The organism is Alkalihalophilus pseudofirmus (assembly GCF_029094545.1).
Classification (GTDB): domain Bacteria; phylum Bacillota; class Bacilli; order Bacillales; family Bacillaceae_D; genus Alkalihalophilus; species Alkalihalophilus pseudofirmus.
In genome coordinates this window covers 3,816,707-3,841,999 of record NZ_CP117835.1, presented here as the reverse complement: position 1 = coordinate 3,841,999, position 25,293 = coordinate 3,816,707, and the positions used below count along the sequence as shown (strand labels likewise).

General features: G+C 44.2%; 26 protein-coding genes. 20 read left to right on the top strand and 6 right to left on the bottom strand.

Annotated features, from left to right (window positions below):
* The first annotated feature begins 18 nt into the window (after window positions 1-18).
* The 11 genes from PQ478_RS20015 to PQ478_RS19965 all read left to right on the top strand — a co-directional run bounded on the left by PQ478_RS20015 (window position 19) and on the right by PQ478_RS19965 (window position 10,959).
* Window positions 19-1,680 carry a sodium:solute symporter family protein gene (locus tag PQ478_RS20015; RefSeq protein WP_289235361.1) on the top strand — a complete coding sequence of 554 codons (1,662 nt, stop codon included), beginning with the start codon at window positions 19-21 and terminating at the stop codon, window positions 1,678-1,680.
* Entirely contained in the window at window positions 1,661-3,589 is a 1,929-nt protein-coding gene (locus PQ478_RS20010; protein ID WP_289235360.1) for a DUF294 nucleotidyltransferase-like domain-containing protein, read from the top strand. The genes PQ478_RS20015 and PQ478_RS20010 overlap by 20 nt, the downstream gene beginning before the upstream one ends.
* Before the next feature lie 34 nt (window positions 3,590-3,623).
* Window positions 3,624-4,286, top strand: coding sequence for a 3'-5' exonuclease (locus PQ478_RS20005; RefSeq protein ID WP_289235359.1), 663 nt, complete (start codon window positions 3,624-3,626; stop codon window positions 4,284-4,286).
* Between the two features lie 441 nt (window positions 4,287-4,727).
* A complete protein-coding gene (gene spoIIID, locus PQ478_RS20000) occupies window positions 4,728-5,015 on the top strand; it encodes a sporulation transcriptional regulator SpoIIID (RefSeq protein WP_012960686.1) in 288 nt (95 codons plus the stop codon).
* A 111-nt stretch (window positions 5,016-5,126) separates the two neighbouring features.
* Window positions 5,127-6,128 (top strand): rod shape-determining protein, encoded by a 1,002-nt coding sequence (locus PQ478_RS19995; RefSeq protein ID WP_289235358.1) that lies wholly within the window; start codon window positions 5,127-5,129, stop codon window positions 6,126-6,128.
* Window positions 6,129-6,227: 99 nt separating this feature from the next.
* Window positions 6,228-7,046 (top strand): flagellar hook-basal body protein, encoded by an 819-nt coding sequence (locus PQ478_RS19990; protein ID WP_289235357.1) that lies wholly within the window; start codon window positions 6,228-6,230, stop codon window positions 7,044-7,046.
* A 28-nt stretch (window positions 7,047-7,074) separates the two neighbouring features.
* Window positions 7,075-7,917 carry a flagellar hook-basal body protein gene (locus PQ478_RS19985; protein ID WP_289235356.1) on the top strand — a complete coding sequence of 281 codons (843 nt, stop codon included), beginning with the start codon at window positions 7,075-7,077 and terminating at the stop codon, window positions 7,915-7,917.
* Between the two features lie 35 nt (window positions 7,918-7,952).
* Window positions 7,953-8,270 carry a DNA-directed RNA polymerase subunit beta gene (locus PQ478_RS19980; protein ID WP_075681929.1) on the top strand — a complete coding sequence of 106 codons (318 nt, stop codon included), beginning with the start codon at window positions 7,953-7,955 and terminating at the stop codon, window positions 8,268-8,270.
* A gap of 375 nt (window positions 8,271-8,645) precedes the next feature.
* Entirely contained in the window at window positions 8,646-9,620 is a 975-nt protein-coding gene (locus PQ478_RS19975) for a nuclease-related domain-containing protein (protein ID WP_289235355.1), read from the top strand.
* Window positions 9,621-9,922: 302 nt separating this feature from the next.
* Window positions 9,923-10,357, top strand: a complete 435-nt coding sequence (gene fabZ, locus PQ478_RS19970) for a 3-hydroxyacyl-ACP dehydratase FabZ (protein WP_012960679.1) — start codon at window positions 9,923-9,925, stop codon at window positions 10,355-10,357.
* A 347-nt stretch (window positions 10,358-10,704) separates the two neighbouring features.
* Window positions 10,705-10,959 carry a hypothetical protein gene (locus PQ478_RS19965; protein ID WP_022629345.1) on the top strand — a complete coding sequence of 85 codons (255 nt, stop codon included), beginning with the start codon at window positions 10,705-10,707 and terminating at the stop codon, window positions 10,957-10,959.
* Window positions 10,960-11,015: 56 nt separating this feature from the next.
* Here the strand turns inward: PQ478_RS19965 and PQ478_RS19960 are convergent, their stop codons facing one another.
* The 6 genes from PQ478_RS19960 to PQ478_RS19935 all read right to left on the bottom strand — a co-directional run bounded on the left by PQ478_RS19960 (window position 11,016) and on the right by PQ478_RS19935 (window position 17,249).
* A complete protein-coding gene (locus tag PQ478_RS19960) occupies window positions 11,016-11,174 on the bottom strand; it encodes an aspartyl-phosphate phosphatase Spo0E family protein (RefSeq protein WP_081457703.1) in 159 nt (52 codons plus the stop codon).
* Window positions 11,175-11,358: 184 nt separating this feature from the next.
* Window positions 11,359-12,279: an LCP family glycopolymer transferase gene (locus tag PQ478_RS19955; protein ID WP_289237013.1), complete on the bottom strand. Its 921-nt coding sequence runs from the start codon at window positions 12,277-12,279 to the stop codon at window positions 11,359-11,361.
* Between the two features lie 76 nt (window positions 12,280-12,355).
* Window positions 12,356-13,105: an ABC transporter ATP-binding protein gene (locus tag PQ478_RS19950; protein ID WP_289235354.1), complete on the bottom strand. Its 750-nt coding sequence runs from the start codon at window positions 13,103-13,105 to the stop codon at window positions 12,356-12,358.
* On the bottom strand, window positions 13,093-14,256 hold the full coding sequence (locus PQ478_RS19945; RefSeq protein ID WP_289235353.1) for an ABC transporter permease: 1,164 nt from the start codon (window positions 14,254-14,256) through the stop codon (window positions 13,093-13,095). Before PQ478_RS19945 ends, PQ478_RS19950 begins: the two co-directional genes overlap by 13 nt.
* Before the next feature lie 2 nt (window positions 14,257-14,258).
* The gene (locus PQ478_RS19940; RefSeq protein WP_289235352.1) at window positions 14,259-15,458 is read right to left on the bottom strand and encodes an ABC transporter permease; all 1,200 of its coding nucleotides are present in this window, start codon (window positions 15,456-15,458) and stop codon (window positions 14,259-14,261) included.
* Between the two features lie 9 nt (window positions 15,459-15,467).
* A complete protein-coding gene (locus tag PQ478_RS19935; RefSeq protein WP_289235351.1) occupies window positions 15,468-17,249 on the bottom strand; it encodes a zinc-ribbon domain-containing protein in 1,782 nt (593 codons plus the stop codon).
* A 365-nt stretch (window positions 17,250-17,614) separates the two neighbouring features.
* Here PQ478_RS19935 and PQ478_RS19930 point away from each other — a divergent pair, with 365 nt between their 5' ends.
* The 9 genes from PQ478_RS19930 (at window position 17,615) to PQ478_RS19890 (ending at window position 25,292) form a co-directional block, all read left to right on the top strand.
* Window positions 17,615-18,040 carry a hypothetical protein gene (locus PQ478_RS19930; RefSeq protein ID WP_289235350.1) on the top strand — a complete coding sequence of 142 codons (426 nt, stop codon included), beginning with the start codon at window positions 17,615-17,617 and terminating at the stop codon, window positions 18,038-18,040.
* 159 nt (window positions 18,041-18,199) lie between these two features.
* Entirely contained in the window at window positions 18,200-19,201 is a 1,002-nt protein-coding gene (locus PQ478_RS19925; RefSeq protein WP_075681945.1) for a substrate-binding domain-containing protein, read from the top strand.
* Between the two features lie 25 nt (window positions 19,202-19,226).
* Window positions 19,227-20,183 (top strand): sugar kinase, encoded by a 957-nt coding sequence (locus PQ478_RS19920; protein WP_289235349.1) that lies wholly within the window; start codon window positions 19,227-19,229, stop codon window positions 20,181-20,183.
* Window positions 20,184-20,192: 9 nt separating this feature from the next.
* Window positions 20,193-20,822 carry a 3-hexulose-6-phosphate synthase gene (gene hxlA, locus PQ478_RS19915; protein ID WP_289235348.1) on the top strand — a complete coding sequence of 210 codons (630 nt, stop codon included), beginning with the start codon at window positions 20,193-20,195 and terminating at the stop codon, window positions 20,820-20,822.
* Complete coding sequence (hxlB, locus tag PQ478_RS19910; protein WP_289235347.1) at window positions 20,819-21,367, top strand: 6-phospho-3-hexuloisomerase; 549 nt, start codon at window positions 20,819-20,821, stop codon at window positions 21,365-21,367. The genes hxlA and hxlB overlap by 4 nt, the downstream gene beginning before the upstream one ends.
* Window positions 21,368-21,382: 15 nt before the next feature.
* Entirely contained in the window at window positions 21,383-22,393 is a 1,011-nt protein-coding gene (allD, locus tag PQ478_RS19905; protein WP_289235346.1) for an ureidoglycolate dehydrogenase, read from the top strand.
* A 61-nt stretch (window positions 22,394-22,454) separates the two neighbouring features.
* The gene (locus tag PQ478_RS19900; protein ID WP_289235345.1) at window positions 22,455-23,477 is read left to right on the top strand and encodes a TRAP transporter substrate-binding protein; all 1,023 of its coding nucleotides are present in this window, start codon (window positions 22,455-22,457) and stop codon (window positions 23,475-23,477) included.
* 67 nt (window positions 23,478-23,544) lie between these two features.
* The gene (locus PQ478_RS19895) at window positions 23,545-24,021 is read left to right on the top strand and encodes a TRAP transporter small permease (protein ID WP_435521059.1); all 477 of its coding nucleotides are present in this window, start codon (window positions 23,545-23,547) and stop codon (window positions 24,019-24,021) included.
* Window positions 24,018-25,292, top strand: coding sequence for a TRAP transporter large permease (locus PQ478_RS19890; protein WP_022629329.1), 1,275 nt, complete (start codon window positions 24,018-24,020; stop codon window positions 25,290-25,292). The genes PQ478_RS19895 and PQ478_RS19890 overlap by 4 nt, the downstream gene beginning before the upstream one ends.
* Window position 25,293: the final 1 nt, after the last annotated feature.

Here is a 25,293-nt window from a genome sequence, read left to right as displayed (position 1 = left end):
TAAAAGGGGGACATCATTGTGGACCAACAGACGTTAGTATCGTTATTAATGATTATGGCAACGTTTGGACTTTATATCGGGATTTCCGTGTATAATCGAGCAAAAGCAACTTCTGACTTCTATGTAGCAAGCCGCGGCGTACCGCCATTCTGGAATGGTATGGCGATTGGCGGGGACTGGATGAGTGCTGCATCCTTTATCGGGATGGCCGGTACGGTTATGATCCTTGGGTATGACGGTCTTGCCTACATCATGGGTTGGACTGGCGGTTATTTATTCTTAACCTTCTTACTAGCACCACAGCTTCGTAAATACGGCCGTTACACTGTGCCAGAATTTATCGGTGACCGTTTTGGCAGTAACACAGCACGCTTAATCGCAGCGATTGCAACGATTATCATCAGTTTTACCTACATTATCGGACAATTGTCTGGTTCCGGGGTTGTTATTGGACGTATTTTAAATATCCCGGCAATGTATGGAACGATGATCGGGGTCGTTGTTATTGCGATCTATGCGACTCTTGGCGGGATGAAAGGGATCACTTGGACACAGGTAGCGCAGTATATTATCTTAATCATTGCCTACATTATTCCGATCGTCTTTATGTCACTTCAAATTACAAGTAATCCATTACCATGGCTTACATATGGAAACATTGTCACGCAGCTAGGTGAGCTTGACCGAGAGCTCGGGATCTCGGAGTACTTTGCTCCGTTTGCTGAAAGTGAAAAATCACAGTTTATTGCCCTGATGTTTACCTTAATGGTTGGTACAGCAGCGCTTCCTCACGTTATCGTACGTTTCTATACGGTAACAACGATGAAAGCAGCACGTTGGAGTGGTGCGTGGGCGCTTGTTTTTATCGCATTACTTTACTTATCAGCACCAGCATACGCTGCCTTCTCTCGTTTCATCTTAATGACGCGTGTTGCAGGCCAGCCGATTGATGAGCTGCCAGCTTGGACAACAACATGGGTTAACACAGGACTCTTACAAGTAGCCGACCAAAACGGTGATGGAATCCTGCAATGGGAAGAGATTGTCATTTCAAATGATATCGTCGTAATGGCGACACCAGAGATCGCAAACCTTGGCGTCTTTGTTATCGGACTAGTCGCAGCCGGTGCGATGGCCGCAGCCTTATCGACTGCTGGTGGTCTATTAATCACCATTTCATCATCATTTGCTCATGATATTTATTATCGTCTTGTGAATCCAAATGCAAGTGATAAGAAGCGTCTTGCTGCAGGTCGTTGGGCGATCGTGCTTGCAACGATTGTAGCTGGAGTTGTTGCGCTTAATCCGCCAGGGGTTATCACGCAAATCGTTGCCTGGGCCTTCGCGCTTGCCGGCGGTACCTTCTTCCCTGTTCTCCTACTCGGGGTATGGTGGAAACGTGCCAACGCAAAAGGTGCGATTGCAGGGATGCTCGTAGGATTATCCGTTACACTCACATATATTTTACTAGCACGCAGCGGCATTACGCTCTTCGGTATTCAAGATACTGGAGCCGGTCTGATTGGGGTGCCGATTAACTTCATCGTTACAATTCTTGTATCGAAAATGACGGCAGCGCCATCTCAAAAACTTCAAGATGAAGTCGTAGATTTACGTTATCCTGAACAAATGACGTATAAAGACGGAGAGGTATGGATGGATGAATCCTCAGGCAGATAATCAAATTATTCAAGACATACACACTCACCCGCTATTTGTCGGCACTACAGCCGACGAATTGCGGGATCTCTTAGAAACATGTGAACTCAAACACTACGGAAAATCTCAAAAAGTACTTTACTCCAAGACACCGCGCGAAGGACTTCTGCTTATCCTAAAAGGGGTGGCAGAAGTTTTTGTCAGTGGCAGGGACTCAAATTCAGAAGAGGTATTAGAGGTGCTGCAAAAAGGCGATATGATCGGCTTCTCAAGTCTTGCTGATTTTCTCGGCGAAAAGAGCGAGAATCCCGATCAATATGCAGTCGAGGTCCGGGCAGTAGAGGAGGCCATTTGCCTGCATATCCCGTACCCAGTCATTGAAGCGCGTTGGCATGATGACACTGTTCGTGACTTTATGCTTCGCCAAGCATCGATCAGATTGCGTGATATCTATCAATCTCTCGCAGAACAAATGAAACAAGCGAGTCATTTTGGCGAAAGTGAACCGTTTATCCGCCGAATTCATGACGTGATGACCGAACCGGTGATTGTTGTCGATCAGGATGATGATGTGCAAGATGTCGCAGCCACAATGGTAGAGCGCGGCACAAGCTCGGTCGTCGTGTTAAATGACGGGGATCAACTAATCGGAATTATCACTGAAAAAGATCTGGTCGCCCGAGTGGTTGCAAATGGAGGCGGACCGGGGATTGTGGCTAAAGAAGTGATGACCGCTAATCCATTTATAATCGCTGATGATGCCTTCTATTATGAAGCAATGTCGAGCTTTCTTATGAACGGGATTAAGCATCTGCCCGTGATGAGGCGCGGACGTGTCGTCGGTATGTGTACGTTATCTGACCTGCTTAGAAAGAAAAACCGCGGCACGATGGAGATTCTTCATACAATAGAAGAATCTGATTTTAAGACAATTGATGCAATGAAACCAGCAATCTATGATGTGCTCAGTAATTTAATTCAAGACCGCATTCCAACGACTCATCTGTTAAATGTCATTACGAAGCTGTACGACCGCCTCGTGAAGCATGCGGTTTGGCTCGCTGTTCGTGCGGTAGAAGACCGTGGATTCGGAGCTCCGCCTGTCAGGTTCAACTGGTACATGATGGGGAGCGGGGGGCGAGCGGAGCAGTTTATGTTAACGGATCAGGATCACTTCCTCGTCTATGAAGATGTCGGAGATGAAAAACGCGAGCAAGTAGAGACCTATTTTGCGGAACTCGGCACAGAAATTGTGCGTCATCTTGAGCAAGCAGGGTATAAACGCTGTAAGGGGCTCATGATGGCAAGCGAGTCACAATGGCGCGGGTCAATGAAGAAATGGGAAGAGCGTCTGCGGGGCTGGAGTCTGCGCTCGACGAATGACAATATTCTGCTCGGCCATAATTTCTTGTCCTATCGTCTTCTTTACGGTGACCCTGAGCTCCATGATCAATTTGTCGGTGTCGTAGAAGAGATTTTAACGAAGTCGAAAATCTTCTTATATCGGATGGCAGAGCAGGAGAAAGAGCACCCAGTACCAACGCTGGATCACCCGATTCGCGCGTTGTTCCGTATGAAGCGGGAATCAATTGATATTAAGATGCACGCCCTCTTCCCGCTCCATCATTGTTTGCAGCTGTTATCAGCTCATCACGGTATATTTGAAGGAACACCGCTAGAGCGGCTCGATCGTTTAGTAGAGATTGATGTATTTGACGAGAAAACAGCTGATGAAATCCGCTTTGCCTATGAGGTTGTTCTATCAATCCGTGTTGATCAAGCATGGCAAAGCTATCAATCTGACACAGAGAGAACGAGCAAAATTCATTTTGCCCATTTGCGTACAAAAGACAAAGAAGAGCTGATGATTGCTTTAAGAACGATTCGCAGTTTGCAAAATCAAACATTGGGCGCATTTGGCATGTATTAAATGAGCATTACGCGACGACTAGGAGGTGTGTGTCATGATGTTTTGGAAAAAGCAAAAGCTTAATTACCAGTTACAATCAGAAGTCCCGTTAAACACGCATATTCGTGATTTAACCTTTACAATATTTGATACAGAAACGACAGGATTCGCCATTAACGGGGCTGATCGGATGATTGAAATTGCCGGGGTCCGGGTGGCTGGTTTGGAGGTTCAGGAGCAGACCTTCCAAACGTTCGTCAATCCAGATCGAGAAATCCCAGAAAAGATTACGAGCCTGACCGGTATTTCCGGGGAAAAGGTGAAAGATGCCCCGTCCTCACTCGAAGCTCTTGAGCGGTTCTTTCAATTCAATGAAGACATTGACAGCAATCTTTGGGTCGGTCATTATGTCAGCTTTGATATGATGGTCGTCAAAAAAGAGCTGCAGCGACATAAATACACATACGACACCCCGCTAGTCGTCGATACGCTCGATTTAATCGGCTATCTCAACCCGTCACGTGACATGCGCGACCTTGAGGTATACGCGCTGCAATTCGGCACCCTCGTCTATGAGCGCCATCAAGCGCTAGGAGATGCGATGACCACCGCCCATCTATTCTGTGAGCTGATGCGTCATCTAGAAGACCGAGGCAAGACGACGCTTGCTGATCTTATGGAGATCGGCAGCTCCACAACAAAGGGTGTAGTGTTTTAATAAGAGGAGGAGAAACGCGGCCGAGGCCGCGTTTCTTTGTTTGATGCGGTGTTTAGGCGGCTGTAGCAGTGGTGATGCGGCGAGGAGAGTGACGCAATTCCAGCCTCAATCGATGCATAAGCCGGCCGGAGGGGCGCAATAAGCCAGGAGACAGGCGCAATAAGGACCGATCGGCGCAATAACAGCACACACCGACGCATATACTTCATCAAGCCGCGCAATCTCGGCCGAGAGCAACGCATAAAGAGCCTGAACCGGCGCAATCCCCCTCGCCAAAAACTTCCCGCACTACTCTGCAACCCCGAAAAATACTCTCCGATCACCCAAATATGTAAAAAAAGTCTGAAAATAGCCCTCGTCCTCTTTAAAATGTGGTATATCTGCTTAATCTCCCTAATAAACTGTACCAATCACCAACACAGAATTAGGGAGGCGAGACGTGTGCACGATTACATCAAAGAGCGAACGATCAAGATTGGCAAGTATATCGTCGAGACGAGAAAAACGGTGCGGACCATTGCAAAGGAGTTTGGGGTATCCAAAAGTACCGTTCATAAAGACTTAACAGAACGCTTGCCAGAGATCAACCCAGAGCTCGCAAATGAAGTAAAAGAAATTCTTGAATATCACAAATCTATTCGTCATCTTCGGGGCGGCGAAGCGACGAAAGTGAAATACAAGAAGACACAAGAAGAGCCTGTACAGCAAATTGTAAAAAGTCGACAATAATTTGCAGAAATTATTATCCCTGTCTGAACAATCTGTGATAAAATTTACAATTAGGTATATCGTAATCAGTAGATACGATCATGTTCGGTAAAACAGGGAGGAAAAAGAATCATGTTTGGTAGAGATATTGGAATTGATTTAGGTACTGCGAACGTCCTAGTCTATGTAAAAGGTAGCGGTATTGTCTTAGATGAGCCCTCAGTAGTTGCAGTCGATACACAGTCAAAGAGAGTTCTAGCTGTCGGAGAAGAAGCGTTCCGCATGGTTGGACGCACACCAGGAAATATTGTTGCCATGCGCCCAATGAAGGACGGCGTCATCGCAAACTTTGAAATGACAGAATCGATGCTGAAGCATTTTCTTGGCAAGATCAATGTCAAAAGCATGTTTTCAAAGCCGCGCATTTTAATTTGCTGCCCGACAAATATTACATCCGTTGAGCAAAAAGCGATTCGCGAAGCAGCTGAGAAGAGCGGCGGGAAGAACGTGTATTTGGAAGAGGAACCGAAAGTTGCTGCAATCGGAGCCGGAATGGATATTTTCCAGCCAAGCGGTAACATGGTAGTCGACATAGGCGGTGGGACAACAGATGTTGCTGTTCTTTCAATGGGTGATATCGTCACCGCCTCTTCCATCAAAGTAGCTGGTGACAGATTCGATTCTGACATCTTAACTTACATCAAAAAGAGGTATAAACTTCTTATCGGAGAACGTACAGCTGAGAACATTAAGATGCAAGTCGCAACAGTATTTCCGGGTGCGCGTGAAGAGGAAATGGAGATTCGCGGACGCGATATGGTAAGTGGACTTCCTAAGACAATTACGGTACACTCAAAGGAAATAGAGGAAGCGTTGCTTGAATCAGTTTCATATATTGTACAAGCTGCTAAGCAAGTCCTTGAGCAAACGCCTCCAGAGCTGTCAGCAGACATTATTGACCGCGGGGTTATCTTAACAGGCGGCGGAGCACTTCTCCACGGTATCGATCAGCTTCTAGCAGAAGAATTGAAGCTTCCAGTGCTTGTTGCAGAAGATCCAATGCATTGTGTGGCAAAAGGAACAGGCATCATGCTTGAGAACCTAGACCGCATGTCAAAGAAAGTTAAAATTTAACAAGAACCTAAAACATACCGATACATGTGGCATAGGGACGAATCCATGCCGCATGTTTTCGTGCTTAATAATATAAACAGTGAACCAAGGAGGAACACGATGCTTAGAGGATTGTACGGCGCAGCAGCAGGGATGATTGCCCAGCAACAGCGCCAAGAAATGCTGACCAACAACCTAGCCAATGCGAATACTCCAGGATACAAAGCCGACCAAGCATCACTGCGTGCGTTTCCAAACATGCTGATCAAAGCAATGGACACGCAAGGACCAAAAGGCGCTCAAGCACCGATTATCGGAGAGCTGACAACGGGTGTCTATTTGCAAGAACGCATGCCGAACTTTCGTCAAGGAGACATCAATGAAACAGGCAATTCAACCGATATTGCACTGCTTCAAGGTGTACTGCCTGAAGGCGAGTCAGGGCGTCCGGGTGCTTTATTTTATACGATTCAATCTAATGATGAGATCCTATACAGCCGTAACGGAAACTTTACAATAGACGGGGCTGGATTTCTGACAACGACGGAAGGGCAGTATGTTCTTGGCACGAACGGCGAGCCGCTTCAAGTCGGTGATGAGAATTTCACGCTTGACCCAAATGGTACAATAACGTCATCAGATGGTGCAGTGATTGGCCAAATTAACTTGGCTTACGCAGAAGACCCAATGTTGCTTGTGAAAGAAGGAGACGGCCTGCTTCGTTATACAGAAGAAGGTGAGCTGCCGACTGCAATTGGAAATGCCGAGATCAACTATCAGCTCCAGCAAGGTTTTATTGAACGTTCAAACGTTGACGCCTCACAGACAATGACGGAAATGATGAGTGCATACCGATCCTTTGAAGCGAACCAGCGTATTCTTCAAGCTTATGATCAAAGCTTGGATAAAGCCGTAAATGAAGTCGGGCGGTTAGGCTAATGGCTGAGCAGAGAGTGAGGATGAAACGATGAATCTTTCAATGATATCAGCTTCTGTAACCATGGGGCAGCTGCAGCGTAAAATGGACACCCTCTCACATAACATGGCCAACAGCAACACAACAGGCTTCAAGCGCCGTGAAGCAACGTTTTCAGACCTGTTATTTCAGCAGGTTAATAACAACACGGACACACGCTATGAAACCGGCAGGCTGACGCCAAACGGAATCCGCGTCGGTGCAGGAGCAAAGATTGCCCAGACCGCTCTTCGGATGGAGCAGGGAGCGATTATGCAAACAGGACGAGAGCTTGATTTTGCGATTGCTGAACGTGATCACTTTTTTGAAGTAGAGTCTGTGGAAAATGGACAAGCTACCTCGTATCTAACACGCGATGGGTCTTTTTACTTAAGTGAAGATCCACAAAATCCTAATGCGTTAACAATTGTGAATGCAAAAGGAGACTTTTTACTAGACGGGGGAGGCAACCGGTTTACCCTCCCGATGAACTTCTCAGAAATTAAACTCTCAGCAACTGGTGAGCTTGAAGCGATATTAAATGACGGCACAACCCAAGATCTAGGTCAGTTACAGCTGATTCGTGTGTTAAAGCCGCATTTACTTGAAGCAGCAGGAGACTCAGGGTTTAAAATCCCTGACCTTGCTGGACTAGGATTTGCTGAAGCTGATGTGTTTGAGCAAGTTGCAGGTGATGAGGGGAGATTAATTCAATCTTCACTAGAAACATCAAATGTAAATATCGGCCAAGAGATGACCGAGTTAGTTAATACCCAGCGACACTATCAATTCAATGCACGTGCCCTTTCAATGGCAGATGAAATGAACGGTTTAATTAACGGGATCCGCCGTTAATTGAAATCAGCGTTTGTGCAAATGAGGAGAAGAAGATGACTGAACAAGAGAGACACCCAACGACAACTGAACAAGAAGCTGCTAAGGCAGAAGCGGAAGAAACTCCTGTTGCAGCAGGTGAGGAGGAAGAACCGAAAAAGAGACGCTTCGGTATGCGCAAAAAAGGACCAAAAAAAGAGCGCATCCGTCTGATTCCAATTTGGCTCCGTCTTATTATCGTAACCGTTCTTGTCGGCGGCAGTCTTCTTCTTGGAATCATCATTGGCTACGGGGTGATTGGCGACGGCGACGTATCTGACGCCCTAAAGCCAGAAACCTGGTACCATATTCTTGATATGATGCAAGGGAATTAGTGAGTGAAAACCACCTTTTGAGGTGGTTTTTTTGTTTGGACTGATGTTAGAGTGAGGTCAACAGGCGCAATTATCCCTCAACTAGATACAATTCCATCTAATACCGACGCATTACCGTCTCCAACCGACGCATAAACAGCCGACTGACGCAATTACCAATCATACCCACGCAATAACCCGATAGACAGGCGCAATAGCCTAATACACCCGCGCAATAAGCCTCTGAACCTGCGCAATTCTCCCTGCACCTATTCCTCGTATCAACCCGGCCGTTCCTCCGCACAAACCGCCTCAAAAAAAATTTGTCACAAAATAAAGGGTTTTCCCGACCTTAGTCGAATAACTAACTTTACTAATAATCAGGAGGCCTGGCATATGATCCGAAAACAGCGCGAAACCCCGATTCATCTGCTCCAAATTGAAGCCCTTCATAGAAGACTAGCCCCTCACCATTCCAAAAAGAACGCAATAGAAGAAGAGCTGTACAAGTACCAAGCCGGTTTAAAAGGTGAACAATCCCTCGATTACTTCCTCGACCCGTTTAACAGCGATCAATATTCCGTGCTGCATGACATAAGGCTTCCTTTGAACGGCCAACATTTTCAAATGGATTCTATAATCATTGCTCCAACATTTATTCTCATTCTTGAGGTGAAAAATCTATCCGGCACGCTGCATTTTGACCTCGAATACAACCAGCTGCTCCGTTCCATTCAAGGAAAAGAAGAAGTATTTCCAGACCCCATCCTGCAAGTAGCAAGGCAAGAGCAGTTCCTCACAGAATGGCTGAAGCAGCAAGCTTTCCCTGATATTCCTATCTATTCACTCATCCTTGTAGCCAATCCAAATTCTAAAATCGAAGTAAGCGGCGGAACGCGTGAGCAACGCTTAAAGATACTCCACCTAGCCAAAGTGCCGTATGTCCTCTCCGAACTTCTTCAAAAAGGCTCGCCATCAAAATTATCCGATAAGCACTGTGAACACCTCATTAACCAGCTGATGAGTCAGCACACTTCCTACACACCAAATATTTTAAGCTACTTTAAACTTCATCCGAACGAGCTTTTAACAGGCATTCACTGCGCTCACTGCAACGCGCTTCCGATGCGAAAGGTATATGGAGGCTGGTTATGCGCATACTGCAATTATCACTCGCGTACGCCGTTTGTCGATGCACTCACCGACTACCGTCTGCTCATTAATGAATCCATCACAAATAAAGAGCTCAGGCGATTTCTCGGCGTGCCGACACGAAACATTGCAAACAAAATCTTAAGACAGCTTACGCTAAAACGAAACGGTATGACAAAAGGGACCTCTTACAGCTTAGAGAGAATTGGATTGAAGTAAACGGTAGAGGGGATGGCATGAGGGCAGGAGAATCGGCGCAATTATAGCAGGAGTCAATACAATAGTCTGGTCAACCGGCGCAATCGAGCATGAGACTGACGCTATTAGCAGCAATAGGCGCAATACCACCGCGGGCCGACGCAATTACAGTCTGAACCCGCACAATTACCCAAGCAACTAGTCAAATAACCACTCTAACCGACGCAATTCCTCCCCAGCCCACCTATCCGCCTCATGCCCACGAACCTCTCATATGCTATAATAAACTCATCCAAATCCCACCACTGAAAGGAAGTCTAACCATGAGCGAATTAACAATTGAAGAAATCAAAGAGATTATTCCGCACCGCTATCCATTTTTGCTGATCGACCGTATTCTTGAAATCACTGAAGGCGAACGAGCAGTAGGACTCAAGAACGTTACAGCGAACGAAGAATACTTTAACGGACATTTCCCTGACTACCCGGTTATGCCTGGTGTTCTCATTATTGAAGCTCTTGCACAAGTCGGTGCAGTAGCCATGCTTAAAAAAGAAGAAAATCGCGGCAAACTCGCATTTTTCGCAGGTATTGATAACTGCCGCTTTAAGCGTCAAGTCGTACCAGGCGATCAATTGAAACTAGAAGTAGAAATCACACGCCTTAAAGGACCAATCGGCAAAGGACACGCAATTGCCACAGTAAACGGCGAGGTTGCAGTTGAAACAGACATAATGTTTGCCATCAAAAATGCCTAAACCTCTTCTGTAAAGGCCGGCCGAACACATACATAGCAACGCACACAATCTCCAATCGGCCGAACGGCTTGCTTGCCGCATAAATAACCGGGATGAAGCCGGCAAAACAAAAACAGTCCTGTAACCCTTGGTACATAAGCATTTGAATAGGATTCGACATAATCCTAGTTTGTGATAAACTGTGTGACACCTTGGGAAGATGCCTAGATCTTACCAAAAAAACCTGCAACCTATAGACGATTGCGCATAAGCTTGGTAGGATGTACACAGACTAACAGCAAGGCAAATGAGTCACGCACTCATAAACCCAATACGTTAGTCAGATAAATAATCAGGGGGTATTATCAATGAAAAAATTTATGATGACAACAGCAGCAGCTGTATTATCTTTAAGTGTATTAGCAGCATGTGGAGAGCCAGCAGATGAGCCGGCAGTAGACGAGCCAGTAGAAGATCCAGCAATGGATGAGCCTGCTGAAGAGCCTGCTATGGATGAGCCAGCTGACGAAGAGCCAATGGAAGAAGAGCCAGCTCTAGATGAAGAGCCAGCTGAAGATGAAGAAATGGATATCGAAGAAGAAGACGAAGAAGCTACTAACTAATTCTAGTCTGATTCTACAATACAAAAACCCCGCTTAGGCGGGGTTTTTTTCTGTGGTTACGAACATGGTTTCAGGGTCTGGTAGGTGAAAATCAGCTTATCTAACTCCTCACTTATCTGCAATACTTCTTTTGAGTTCATCCCGAACCTGAGTGCTGAGACATGCAGCTCTTCACGTTTGGATTCGATCACTAAAAGCAAGCTCTCTTTATTCATAGTATTCACCCGTTATGGTTGATTTTTTAGCCGTTCTCTTCAAAAATATAAGTATACTTATTAGTAGTTATTTCCTATTCTACTGGATTTTCCATGGGAATACCACTATTATTTGAACAGATTTCATGTTTTTGTCCATTTAAGACAAACAAAAAAGGTGATGACTAGTTGCTGTCATCACCTTTTAATCGTTTGATCCAATTGGCAGTTCGAGATGCTCTCTTAGCTCATTAGAAATTTCTTTACGGTCTTCATCCGAAACAATCACATAATAAAGTCCGTCAATCCGTTCGTTTTCGCCTTCTAGCGCTAGCTGCTCTACCTGATGTCTTGCCCCGCGGTAGTTTGATTGGATCGTCCACATTTCACTTAACGTTAAATCCGTCCGTACTGATTTACCAACAGCATCTAGTATGTCTCCAGCTCGTGCAATGGATGAGATATCTGCAGCTTCTAGAATCACCGCTTCAACAATTTCACGCTGCCGGTCATTCCGGCCAAAATCTCCCCGCGAATCTTCTTTTCTCATACGCGAATAGGCAAGAGCTTCCTCGCCGCTAAGCTTCTGCTCACCAACTGGGAACCGGTAGCCGCTTTGGCTGAACTCAAAGTCATTATCAACCGTCACCCCGCCAAGAGCATCGACAATACCAACGAAGCCTTCCATATTAATGCTCACATAATGGTCAATCGGAATATCTAAGAAGTTCTCAACGGTGTCAATCGCCATTTCAACCCCGCCCCATGCGTAGGCGTGATTAATCTTTTCAACGGTTCCGCGCCCGATGATTTCTGTTCTGGTATCACGCGGAATGCTGAGCATTTTAATCGATTCCTTTTGCGGGTTGACGGTGAGCACAATCATCGTATCCGAACGCCCTTTAAGCTCTTCTCCCGATGAATCCACGCCAGAGATTAAAAAGGAGAGGGGCTCTTGGTTTTCAACATCAACTTTGACCTCGCGTTTTTCTGATTTCTCTTCCTCACGCTCGATCGGCTCATACATATCCTGAGCGGTCTCATTTACCGAAGCCCACAAATAGACCCCATATCCTGTTATTGAAAGAAGAACGACAGCTGCAATTACTAGTAAGACTCGTTTCATCGACATTCCTGCCCTCCGTATAGGTTGTTCTTCATTATATAGGAAAACGGCTGGTGATGGAAATGGACGTCGCCTGTTAAAACAACTCTCCATTCACTAAACGGTACAATACTTCCTCATCCGTCAACGTACTTGCTGCGGTTCCGGCCTTTTCTCGTGCCTTCTGAAGCGTGCCAGAGAAGTACAGCTGTCCTGCTTTTAACACACCTATTTCATCACATAAGAAAAGAACTTCAACTACATCATGTGTCGTATATAAAATGGTCTTGCCATCTTGTGCTAGCTGTTTGATCAATTGATTGATTTCAAATCTTGATTGGAAGTCAATCCCGACAGTTGGCTCATCCATTAAGAGGATTTCTGGGTCATGGAGGAGGGCGATCACAATGTTTAACTTTCGCTTCATTCCACCAGATAACGTTTTGACTTTATCATGAGCACGATCGCCAAGCCCAATCCTCTCTAAATGGTTAATCAATGCTGACTTAGTGAGCTTTTTATTGGAAAATGCACTCCAGTACTGAGCATTCTCAAGCACGGTTGCTTCCTCCCAAATCGATAACTCTTGAGGTACATAGCCGATCAGCTCACGAATTGGCTTTGTTTGCTTTTTTATATCATAACCCGCGATGGTGATGTCTCCTCTAGAAGGCTCCATGACCGTCGCTAACAATTTAAGGAGGGTTGATTTCCCAGACCCATTTGCGCCAAGAAGACCGTAGACTTGGCCTCTTTTTACGGATAATGATAGGCGGTCGAGGGATATCTTTTTCCCGTACAATTTCGAAACATCTCTTACTTCAATGATTTGATTTACTTCACCCAATCAATTCCCTCCAATCGTTTAATCGCTAACGTAAGCATGACACAAGCGGCAATACCATTCACAGTCAAGGATAAGAGTGAAACGGAATCCACATGCATCACCGCATAATGTGGAAGATACGTTGAGACCGCTCGCAGGACCTCAGCTAGTTCATGGACAGGTATGAAACTTCCCCCTAAAAGGCTTAAGCCGACGACCACCATCATGCCAAGGGTATAATAACTAACAAGGTTCTTGCTCCAGGCAGCGAGCATAAAAGAAAGGGCCATACTTACACATACAAACAGCATCATGCTAAAGAATAAGCTCAGACTAGGCGCAGCTTTGTGTAACGATAGTAAAATAAAATACGAAGCTAAACACTGCAGAATAAAGAAACTGACATATACAATAAACTGAACGAATAAATAGTTTCGTAATCCAGCAGACGTAGAGCGAATCCGCGGAAAGATCACCTGTTTTTCCCGAAGCACCCAATCTGATAGAACAACGCCAATCAACAGTGTGAAAAAGGTCCACATCCCTAAATACGGGTTTAACCACTGCCTCTGAACGTCACTGACCGCATCGTCACTTGAAACATCTTTATACTCGATCGTAAGCAGAGGTTCAGGATCCCATTGGCTTTCGCTGTATTCAAATGTCCTCTGCCACACCACATTTTCTTCCGCATCAAGCGGAAGCTCTAATAAAGCAGATAAAACGAGGACGCGGTCAGCAGCATTCACACTGCTTGACAGTCTCACTGCCATACTAGCGATGACCTCATTTATAATCCCGGTCGTTAAAGACTGAGGTGAGGTCCACACCTCAATCATCTCTTGCCTGTTTCCCTGTTTTAACGCGGCTTCAAAGTTCTCCTTAATCACATAAACTGAATCGACTTCATGTCTCAAAAGCATTTCCCGGGCATCTTCCCTGGTGGTTGTAATCACAGAGATCCGGTCTTGGCTGGAAAGGTGTGTAACAACCAATCGTGAAAAGACCTCGTTGTCCTCATCTACAACAGCAATGGGAATAGCGATTTCTTGTTGACCTTTTTCAAGGAGAGTGCCAAACAGCAGCATCCCGCCTATAGGTACCAAGAAAAGGAGCAGCAAGACAGCCGGCTTATAAAAAAGTCTGGAAAGAACCATACGCAAAAGCTTCATGACTATCTTGCTCCTTTCTGAACCCATATGCCGGCTGCAGCGAACATCATGGACCCGATAACGAACAAGGCTAATGGCTGGAGGCTTGCAGCCGTTCCTTGAAGAAGGCCGATAGCCGCATCAAGAGCCCACTTGTTTATCGTCCAATCACTTAAAGTTTGCAGCCAATCGGGAAAGTAAAGGGCAGGAACAAAATGCCCGCCTGCTGCTGCTCCAGTTAAAATGAACAGCCAGCTTACGATCTGCACACCTTGCTCGGATTTTATCCATAAAGAAATTCCATAAAATAAGCTGCTAAATAAAAGCGCGAGAAGAATCATTCCCACTGCTATTAAAAATAGGGAGGCATTACCTTCTGCTGCATAAATAGCTGGCAAACCAACTACGGACCCGGTTAAAAAAACGATTGCTGAGGCATTAATCAAGGTGGCTCCGGCAAAATGCCAATCATTGATCCCGCGTGTACGTAAACGATCAAAGGTTGCTGCATCGAATGCTTGGCGCAGGATATGAACGATAAAAAAGCTCCACGTCATCACAGCTAAAACAAGAAAAGATGCGATATAGTACAGAACGAGATTTTCTTGAAATAGCCCGCTGACTAACACCTCTTCAAATATATCAAGTCTACCTAAGGCATCCAGCGAAAATGTCACGATATTTCTCTGCAGCTCAGCTTGCCGTACATCTGCCGAGACATCTTGTTCCGCCAAAAAATGATGCACGGCATTCACACCGCTTTGTGCAGCTGAGACATAATGACTGGCGGCGGTTAGGAGCTGAAGGATCAGTGCTGATTGCAGCGGCTGACTGCTTTGGCCAATAACGGTGATAGGGGAGTTTATTCCGTAGCGAAGATCCTCGCTAAAGCCTTCAGGAATGACCACCAACGCATCAAGCTCACCTGAGGCTAGCATTTCTGCCCCTAGTGCTTCAGTTGTATCAATCGCCTCGATGACCTGTTCAACATCCTCGTTATCAAACATTTGGCCGATTGCTTGTTTCGTTTCAAAGGTCTGATCTAAATCAACCACGCCGACTGACATTTTATCAATCGTATCACTTGGTGTGAGCTGGTGAGTGACGATGAGTCCAATCGCTGTAAAAAGAAGAAGAGGAGTAACAATAACTGTTACTCCAAGCTTCCACTGCTTAATCCACATATGAAATTGAATAGTGAGTAAAGCGGCAATATGGTTCATGCTGCTCTCCTAGAACAAGCCAAGCTCATACATCAGCTGACCAAGGCGCATTTCAATATCTTGAGTAATCTGCATCATATCCATTTGCGTTAATTCCACTATGTTAATTCCTTCATCCCCATCAAGGGTTGGGAGTGAAACCTCTTCAATGGTCGTAGAATTTGACTCAACTACGACAGAAAGCGAGCCATTCTCAAACTGGTCGTTAAGGTCAATGGTAAAATCGTATTTATAAGAAGCTGTTTCATCTTTTAAATTAACATCTTTCTCTTGATTCAACGTTCCTGTTAGAAGCGGCTCCATACTTGAGATGTCGTTTGACATAACAGCAAATGTACGTTCAACTTGCTGTTCTCCTGTCCCGAGCCCAAAGAACTCAGACTGCATTGACAGGCTGAAAGGCTCAGATGTTGTGCCGAATTCCTGTATCGAAACATTGAGGTTCATATCTTCTGTTCTAGAGCCGTCGCCTGCACCAATTAAGTTGGTATACGCCAAATTAAGCTCAGAATCTTGCTGTCCTTCAGGTGCAAATGTAATGACGGCTGCACGGTCGATTTCGTTCGTATCAAGCTCAACATTTCTCGTTTCAACGATAAGGCTGCCAGCTTCATTTGTGTTTTCCGTTGAAATGGCTGTATTGATTTGACGGTTCACAACAATATTGCTGTTATCAACAAGGATCGTCGATGTGAAGCCATTCGGGAACTGAAGATCCGCTGCATCTGCTTTTAAATCTTCAAATACGTCTCTTATCTCTGCTTGAATGGTTTCAACATTAAATTCTTCTAGGTCCATAACCTGGTCAAATGCTTCGGCATCACCAGTCATGACAATTCGTTCTGCAATTAACTGGTGAAGTTCATCATCAGCTGCAACAAACTCGAAAAATTCATTTGAAAATGCTGAAGCTTCTTCAGGAGACAGCTCCAAGACCAATTCACGTAAGCTCAGCGTTGTATCGCTGTGCTCGTAATCGACCTTGCCGTTATCAGTAAAGTACTCATCTTTCAATGAATCCATAAAGAAGGTTGAGTATCTAGATTGAAGAGCCTCTTGTTCTGCTTCTGAGAGCTTATAGTCTTCTAAGCTGTACTGCGCAGATTCCAGGCTTTCTATACCATCATAAAATGGGTCAAACATACGCATGAAATCGCCGTATTGGTCAAGGTTGATATAGAAGTACTCATCATAAAGGAAGGGAACCTTTAATCCCATTTGTTCATTCGATTGAATCATTTCTATTGTAAGCGCATCTGTTTGTTGAATGTTTAAACCAAGTTCATAAAACGCCTGGTTCACAGCAGGGTCCATTTCTTGGGTCATCGTAATAGATGAGGAATTTAGAATGGTTTGGATCATATCAAGATCGGGGTCATATGTAGCTGCATCCATATTCAGCATTCCGCTAAGAGTTACTTCAGAACGTGAAGGGTTCGATACAGTTAATTCGTTAAACGCTAAATCCTCTCCGTATTTATTCTGGAATTCTTCTGAAAGCTGTTCAAACGTTTTGTATTCAGCATACAAGAAACGCTGCTTATCACTCATAAATAAGCCCATTCCAAACGCAAGCGCAGCAAATCCCATTAATAGTACGGCTACAGCAGAAGTAATGATAATGGCTTTCTTTTTGGATTTCTTAGGCGGTGCATTTTCACTAGGGGTGCGGTGTTCCGGTTCCTCATATTCTAGTGCTACAGCTGCTGCTGTCTCATCCACCTCCGTGCCGCATGATGGACATACCGTTGCATCTTGCTTTAGAGCAGCTCCGCAATTTTTACATACCACTGGCAATCTCTCCTTTTATAATGAAATAAAGTGAAAACCGAGCTTCATTATATCTCTATTTTTCCATGAAACTGGTAACAAACACATCTAATCATAAGCCGTAATTACTGCTCTTTCCATGATTTCGACAATAAAAGACAAATATCCCAGAGAAATGAGACTAAAGACTTGTCTAAATCTGTCTATTATCTATGATTAATGGCCTGATCAAGCGTCCCGTACACACCAGCTTTCATCCAATTTTTATGCAGACTGAGCTACAGTTTGGGGATGAGAGATGGTTTCGTATTCTTCCTATTAGTCTTACATACGAGCAACCTTTTATAGTAAAATAGAAACAGCTTGTCATAGGAGGTACACATCATATGAAGAAATTTTTAATCGCAGCAACAGCGGGCGCAATGCTTTTAGCAGGCTGTTCTGAAGGCGAAGAGCAAACGGATGTAACGGAAGAAACTGAAGAAACAAACGAGGAACAAGAGATAGAAGAAACAGAAGCAGGAGAAGATTTTGCTGAAGGGGAGCCGGTAGACAGCGCGGACTACATTGAAGACGGAGCGCCGATTACAGCAAATATTGAGCAGGAGGCAGGAGTACTCGGCGCGCAAGTATTTGTAGATGGAGACACAGCAGTCGGCTCTCTTATGCTAGATGAGGGTGTCGAAGAAGAGCGAGTCGAAGCTCTTGCTGAGAGCTTTGCCGAAGAAATTAAGGCGGCGCACGAAGACAAAGCAGCTAATGTGCAAGTTGTACAGAATAATGAAATCGTAGCAGATATTACGATTGAATAAGGTGGAATGCGATGAGCAAAGGCTTGTCGCATTTCTTTTTTTATTATTTGAAAATTTATTATTGAAATTGTTTACGCTTACATTTATAATACAGATAAATCGATTTAGTAAACCGGTTTAGTAAATCGATTTAGAAGGTAGCTTTATAAAGGAGTTTTCATGAAAAAAGTTACGATGATGGATGTCGCCAAAGAAGCGAATGTATCCAAAAGCACAGTCTCTCAGTACATTAACAAACGTTATGACTATATGAGTGTAGAGACGAAAAAGCGAATTAAAGAAGCGATTGAAAAGCTTGGGTATCAGCCGAATTACATAGCTAAAAGCCTCAAGCAGAAGAAGACATCAACAATCGGTGTGATTGTCGCAAATATTCTTCATTCTTTTTCTACTCAAGTCATACGAGCCGTTGAAGATTACTGCCATGAACATGATTTCCATGTCATTGTTTGTAATGCTGATGATGATCCTGAAAAGGAAAAGAAGTATGTCGAGATGCTGCAAGCTAAGCAAGTAGACGGGTTAATTGTTTTCCCAACTGGAGGCAACGTCGAATTGTTCCAACAGATGGTCGAGCAGAATTTCCCGCTTGTGTTTGTAGATAGAAGAATTGAAGGCTTAGACGTTCCTAGTATTTTACTCGACAACAAAAAAGCAATAACTCTTGCAGTAGAACATTTGCTTGAGAGGAACTATAAACGGATTGGCATTATTACTCCTTCCTTAATTCGTAAGATTACACCTCGTATCGAACGGATTCAAGGCTATAAGGATGCCTTAGAAAAACACGGATTAGAACTAAATGAACAATACATGAAAAGTGTAGATGTTCCTCTTATGAAAGATACAGTAAAAGAGATGTTAGAACTTCCTGAGCCTCCTGATGCACTATTAGCAGGGAATGATTTAGCGTTGATGGAAGTCTTGAAATTAGTGAAGGAAGAAGGTCTCGAAGTTCCTAGTAAGCTAGCAATCGTAGGTGTTGATGATGTTTCTTTTGCAAGCCTTTTCAATCCTTCGCTGACAACGATTGCACAACCTGCTTTTGAAATGGGTACAGACGCAGCGGAACGATTATTGAACAGAATTAAAGGTTCTCCTGTAGAGCACAGCTGTGTAACGTACTATGAACCCGTTCTACGCAAGAGACAATCTAGTTAAAACAAAATAAGTAGATGGGAGAGCGATGATGAGAAAAGATGTTATTACAATTGGCGATGCCATGATTACATTTAATCCAGCAACGACTGGCCCAATGAGGTTTGTCCAAAGCTTTGAGCGAAAGGTTGGCGGAGCAGAGCTGAACTTTGCTCTTGGCTGTGCTCGTCTAGGCTTACAGACGGGCTGGATCTCAAGGCTCGGTGCTGATGAGTTTGGCAGATTTATTATCAATTTTGTACGAGGTGAAGGGATTGATATATCGGAAGTAGAGCTGGTGGAAGGGTGCCCGACATCACTTAATTTTAAAGAGATTAGAGAAGATGGCACAGGAACGACCCATTATTACCGGTATAATTCTCCAACCCAAGTCCTGACAGAAGACACGTTAAATGAAGACTATATTAAAAACAGTAAAGTCCTTCATGTCACCGGGGTGTTCGCAGCTATTGATAAAAAAAATCCAGGCATCTTGCTTGAAGCAGTGAAGCTTGCAAAAAAGCACGGGGTTACGGTTTCGTTTGATCCAAACTTACGCTTGAAGCTGTGGACGATTGAAGAAGCGAAAGCTGCTTTTCATTCTATTCTTCCTTATGTCGATATTATCTTATCTGGAGTTGAAGAAGCAGAACTGCTTTACGGCGAGAAATCCATAGACGAGTATATTGATATTTTCAAAGGATACGGGATTAGAGACATTATCCTGAAACGCGGAGCAGAAGGTTCGGTCGGCTACCGCGATGGCGAGCTGATTTATGCTGATCCTGTAAAACCTAAAGTGGTCGTCGATACAGTAGGCGCAGGAGACGGATTTAACGCAGGCTACATTTATTCTTACTTAAATGGAAGCGCTCTCGATGAGTCCCTCGCATTTGCTAACTTAATCGGTTCGATGGTTGTAAGTGTACAAGGAGACAATGAAGGGCTGCCTTATCTTGATGATGTGATGGTAAGGCTCGGTAAGAAAGAAGAAGTGGAAAGGTAGGCGGGTAACATGAAGCTGCAGCTTGCCCTAGATCGTTTAACAAAAGAGGAATGCTCAGACATTCTTAAAGAAACGCACGAAGCGATTGATCTTATAGAAATTGGAACGGGCGTCATTAAAGAATACGGCACCTCAATTATAAAAGAAATGAAGCAGTCATACCCAGAACACATCATTGTAGCAGATATGAAAACATGTGATGCAGGGAAGGCTGAAGCAGTGCAGGCATTTGAAGCAGGTGCTGATATCACAACGGTTATGGCATTTGCCCATGATGCGACGATCCGAGACATGGTCGAGGTAGCGAAGAGTTATCAGAAACGAGTAATGGTTGACCTCTTAGGGGTCGATAGCAAAGAGAGAATACATGAGCTTAAAGAATTAGGTGTTGATTTAGTTAGTCTCCACATCGGCAAAGATATGCAAGGGGATGGAAAGGCTGCTACAGCAGGGCTTTTCAGCTTACTTGAAGAGGTAAGAGCGGAGATGGAAGTGTCAGTGGCAGGTGGAATTAATGAAGAATTGCTGCCGCAATTCCTTCAGCACTCACCAGATATCTTAATTGTCGGCAGTGCGATCACTAAGGCAGATGATAAAGCCTCTGTTGCACAGAAAATGAAGGAGATGATTTTAACTTGAAAACGACACTGAATACAGTAGCGAAAGAAGTAAATGAAGTCCTTCAACAGGTTAAAGAAGATCAAGCGATTGACCTCTCAAAAGCGCTGCTGCAGGCTAAACGCATTTTCGTTTTAGGAGAAGGACGTTCTGGACTAATGGGTAAGGCCTTTGCGATGAGGCTGATGCATGCAGGGTTTCAGGTGTATGCAGTAGGAGAGACGATCACACCAAGCATTCAGCAAGATGATCTGCTAGTGGCCATCTCTGGCTCAGGAACAACTGGATCGATCGTTCAATTTGCAAAAAAAGCCAAAGAGGCAGGGGCTGAGGTTGCAGGAGTAACAACAGATGCCACTTCTCCATTAGCAGAAGTGAGCAGCAATGTGCTGATCATCCCAGCAGCAACGAAATACAGAAGAGAAACAGAGCCGGATACGATCCAGCCGCTCGGCAATCAATTTGATCAAAGTCTACATTTACTTCTAGATGCCATCATCATCTACACCGTGAAAGAAACAAGCAGCCATGAAGAGATGAAAAACAGGCATGCCAACTTAGAGTAGGGGAGAGAATCATAAATGACCGATATTAAAGTATCACAAGAAAAGCTTAAAGAGTTAGTTGTAAATAAATTGACGGATGCATCACTTGTAAGGGAACATGCTGAAATTGTAGCAGACGTTTTAATACATGCCGATATGCGCGGCGTTAGTTCACACGGAGTTCTTCGTACAGAGCATTATGTTAAGCGCTTAAATGAAGGCGGAATGAACCCGAACCCTGAATTTAAAGTAACAGAAACAGGTCCATGTTCAGCGATCTTCGATGGGGATGACGGCATGGGGCATGTGGTAACAAAAGAAGCGATGGATGTTGCAATTAAAATGGCTAAAAAGAATGGAATTGGAATGGTTGGAATCACGAACAGCAGCCACTGCGGAGCTCTTTCATACTTTGTGCAGCAAGCAGCGGAACACAACCTGGTAGGTATGGCACTCACTCATACAGATAGTATCGTCGTTCCTTTTGGCGGGGCAAAGCCTTACTACGGTACAAACCCGATTGCTTATGGTTTCCCAGCTCGTAAAAATAAGCCAGTCATCCTTGATATGGCAACAAGCAACGTAGCATTTGGAAAGGTACTGCATGCTCGTGAAGCAGGTGGAGAGATTCCAAGTGACTGGGGCGTAGATGAAAAAGGGCAGCCAACGACAAACCCTCATGACGTTTCATCCTTATTGCCATTTGCGGGACCTAAAGGATATGGACTTGGCATGGTTGTCGATATTATGTCTGGAATTATGACAGGATCAAGCTTCGGTCCTAATATTGCCAAAATGTACGGCGACTATGATAAAAAACGTAAGCTTGGCCACTTTATCTTTACGATCAATCCTGCGATGTTCACCAATATTGATGACTTCTTAGATTCAATGGACCAAATGATTGATGAAATTCATCAAGTAGAACCGGCTGAAGGGTTTGATAAAGTGTTAGTTCCAGGAGAACCAGAACAGTTAAAAGAAGAGGTTGCTTTAACTGAAGGCGTGCCTGTTACTAAATCGGTTTATGAATATTTAGCTAACTAATTTATCGGTTTTAAACGGTTACGATAACCGTACACAAATACACATTTAGGGGGATATACACATGAAAAAGCTTAAAGGGTTAGTGATTGGATCTGCATTACTTATGATGCTTGCTGCTTGTGGCGGCGGAGATACGGAAACAACAGCGGACGGTGTAGAAGAAAATACTGCATCTGGTGAAACAATTAACTGGAGAATGGGTCACTTAGCTGCTGAAGATCACATTTGGCACCAAACTGCTGAGAAATTTGCAGAGCTTGTTAGTGAGAAAACAGAAGGACAAATTGATATTTCCATCTATCCGAACAACCAGCTTGGCGGGGAAACAGAAGTATTAAACAGTGTGAAGGGCGGAAACGTTGATCTTCTTATCACTGGTGAAACGATGCAAAACTGGGCTCCAAAAGCGGCGCTTTTAGCTGTACCATATGCATTCCGTGATTCAGATCACTTAAAAGCAGTTGTTGAAGGCGAAATCGGACGAGAAATTGAAGAAGAAATCGTAGAAAAAGTCGGCGTTACACCTTTATTCCACATGGAGCGTGCACCACGTAACTTAACATCAAAAGAGCCGATCAGCACGCCTGAAGATTTAAGCGGTTTCAGAATGCGTGTACCTAATGTTCCTTTATTCATGGATTCTTGGAGTGCAGCTGGTGCGAGCCCGCAGGTAATGGACTTTAACGAAGTATTTACTGGACTACAGCAAGGTGTGATTCACGGTCAAGAAAACCCGGTTGACCTTATTCACAGCGGCGGTCTTTATGAAGTACAACAATATGTAAACGAAACAGAGCACGTGTACTCTTGGATTTATGTAGTAGTTGGGAACTCTCAATTCGAAGCGTTAAGTGAAGACTTACAGCAAGCGGTAATGGAAGCAGCTGAGGAAGCTAAAGTGTATGGTGATGAGCTGTTTGTTGAAGAAATTCAAAATTACCGTGACACTCTTGAAGCTGAAGGCATGACATTTAATAGTGATGTTGACCAAGATGCGTTCCGTGAGGCAATGGAGCCAGCGATCGAAAGTGCATTAACAGAAGAGCAATTTGAGCTTTATCAGCAAATTTTAGAAGTTCAATAAGGGATTTTAATAAGACGTATCAACTAGGCGTTGGTACGTCTTATTTCTAAGAAAGGCGATGAGAAATGTGAGACCGCTAAAACTTTTAGATCGAACGCTAGAAGTCTTAACTGCCCTATGTTTTATCGGTATTATTGTCGTTGTAACTATGCAGATATCTACTAGATTCCTACCTTTTTCAGCTGTTTGGACAGAAGAATTAACACGTTATTTATTTATATTCGCGGTATCTTTTGGAGCACCGCTTGCGATGAAACGTCAAGAATTTATTAGTATCGATTTCATTTTGAATGCAATACCGGAGAGGTTCCGGAATTATTATACAGCGTTTACTCAACTGCTAGTCATTGTGATGTGTTCCTACATTGCCTATTACGGCTACTACTTCATGCTGCTTGGTCAAGGGCAGCGTTCAGCTACGATGGCAATTGAAATGTCGTGGATTCATGCAAGCATCGGTTTATCCATGCTGCTTGTCGGAGTGTATGCGATGATCAGCATCATTGATCTATTTGTTAGAAGGAAGCGAGGCGAACAAGCATGATGGCATTACTTTTATTCCTATCCTTCCTTGTTCTCATGTTTTTAGGAGTACCCATTGCCTTTAGTTTAGGGCTTTCAAGTTTACTTTATTTAATTATCGTTGATGTTCCTCTGACGATTATTCCGCAGCGAATGTTCTCTGGAATTAACTCATTCGTTCTTCTATGTATCCCGGGTTTTATTCTTGCTGGGAACTTAATGAATGCAGGCGGGATCACTGAGCGAATTATTAAATTTGCCAATGATATCGTCGGTCATATCAGAGGGGGACTAGGTCTTGCGAATATCGGGTCTTCTATGGGGTTTGCCGGAATTTCTGGTACAGCTTTAGCTGATACAGCGAGTATTGGTTCGGTCATGATACCCGCGATGAAAAAGCAAGGCTATGACGCACCTTATGCAGCGGCTGTAACTTCATCATCCTCTACAATTGGACCGATTATCCCGCCATCTCTGCCGTTAATTATTGTCGGTACGCTCGCAAGTGTATCGATCGGAGATTTATTTTTAGCAGGTGCAATTCCTGGTGTGCTTCTTGGTTTGGGATTAATGGCCATGGCTTACTTCCTATCCGTGAAAAGAGGCTACCCAAAGCAAGACCGTAAGCCAATCGGTGAAATTACAAAATCGTTCTTCGGCGCATTCTGGGCGCTTTTGATGACAGTCATCATTTTATACGGAATCCTTGGCGGTTACTTTACACCGACAGAGGCTTCTATTGTTGCTGTCCTTTACGCATTAGTGATCGGGTTGTTCGTATATAAAGACTTAAAGATCAAACAAGTTCCAAAAATTATCCTAGATTCAATGATCAGTACAGCATCGATCTTAATTCTAGTAGGGTTTGCTAACCTTTTTGGCTACATTTTAGTAAGTGAACAAATTCCAATTTTAGTAGCAGACACCATCTTAGGGATTACAGAAAATCCAATCCTCGTTATTCTGTTAATTATCTTATTATTGCTATTTGTTGGAACGTTTATGGAAACAATCGCAGCTCTTGTTATCTTATTCCCGGTACTGCTTCCGGTAGCGGCTCAAGTCGGCATGGACCCAGTACATTTTGGGATCGTTATGGTGCTTGCATTAATCATCGGGCTGACAACACCGCCTGTAGGAGTTTGTTTATTCGTTGCATCAAGCATCGGTAAAGTGTCGATCTGGGATACGACCAAAGCACTTGTTCCGTTCCTATTTGTAAGTTTAGTAGTTTTACTTTTAGTTGCCTTTATCCCTGAAATTACGTTGTTCTTACCAAGTTTGTTTGATTAAT

Bases quoted from the DNA above. Each gene is read 5' to 3' on its own strand.
- PQ478_RS20010 (WP_289235360.1), top strand. From the start codon at position 1,661: ATGAATCCTCAGGCAGATAATCAAATTATTCAAGACATACACACTCAC.
- PQ478_RS20005 (WP_289235359.1), top strand. From the start codon at position 3,624: ATGATGTTTTGGAAAAAGCAAAAGCTTAATTACCAGTTACAATCAGAA.
- PQ478_RS19995 (WP_289235358.1), top strand. From the start codon at position 5,127: ATGTTTGGTAGAGATATTGGAATTGATTTAGGTACTGCGAACGTCCTA.
- PQ478_RS19990 (WP_289235357.1), top strand. From the start codon at position 6,228: ATGCTTAGAGGATTGTACGGCGCAGCAGCAGGGATGATTGCCCAGCAA.
- PQ478_RS19985 (WP_289235356.1), top strand. From the start codon at position 7,075: ATGAATCTTTCAATGATATCAGCTTCTGTAACCATGGGGCAGCTGCAG.
- PQ478_RS19980 (WP_075681929.1), top strand. From the start codon at position 7,953: ATGACTGAACAAGAGAGACACCCAACGACAACTGAACAAGAAGCTGCT.
- PQ478_RS19975 (WP_289235355.1), top strand. From the start codon at position 8,646: ATGATCCGAAAACAGCGCGAAACCCCGATTCATCTGCTCCAAATTGAA.
- fabZ (WP_012960679.1), top strand. From the start codon at position 9,923: ATGAGCGAATTAACAATTGAAGAAATCAAAGAGATTATTCCGCACCGC.
- PQ478_RS19965 (WP_022629345.1), top strand. From the start codon at position 10,705: ATGAAAAAATTTATGATGACAACAGCAGCAGCTGTATTATCTTTAAGT.
- PQ478_RS19960 (WP_081457703.1), bottom strand. From the start codon at position 11,174: ATGAATAAAGAGAGCTTGCTTTTAGTGATCGAATCCAAACGTGAAGAG.
- PQ478_RS19955 (WP_289237013.1), bottom strand. From the start codon at position 12,279: ATGAAACGAGTCTTACTAGTAATTGCAGCTGTCGTTCTTCTTTCAATA.
- PQ478_RS19945 (WP_289235353.1), bottom strand. From the start codon at position 14,256: ATGAAGCTTTTGCGTATGGTTCTTTCCAGACTTTTTTATAAGCCGGCT.
- PQ478_RS19940 (WP_289235352.1), bottom strand. From the start codon at position 15,458: ATGAACCATATTGCCGCTTTACTCACTATTCAATTTCATATGTGGATT.
- PQ478_RS19930 (WP_289235350.1), top strand. From the start codon at position 17,615: ATGAAGAAATTTTTAATCGCAGCAACAGCGGGCGCAATGCTTTTAGCA.
- PQ478_RS19925 (WP_075681945.1), top strand. From the start codon at position 18,200: ATGAAAAAAGTTACGATGATGGATGTCGCCAAAGAAGCGAATGTATCC.
- PQ478_RS19920 (WP_289235349.1), top strand. From the start codon at position 19,227: ATGATGAGAAAAGATGTTATTACAATTGGCGATGCCATGATTACATTT.
- hxlA (WP_289235348.1), top strand. From the start codon at position 20,193: ATGAAGCTGCAGCTTGCCCTAGATCGTTTAACAAAAGAGGAATGCTCA.
- allD (WP_289235346.1), top strand. From the start codon at position 21,383: ATGACCGATATTAAAGTATCACAAGAAAAGCTTAAAGAGTTAGTTGTA.
- PQ478_RS19900 (WP_289235345.1), top strand. From the start codon at position 22,455: ATGAAAAAGCTTAAAGGGTTAGTGATTGGATCTGCATTACTTATGATG.
- PQ478_RS19890 (WP_022629329.1), top strand. From the start codon at position 24,018: ATGATGGCATTACTTTTATTCCTATCCTTCCTTGTTCTCATGTTTTTA.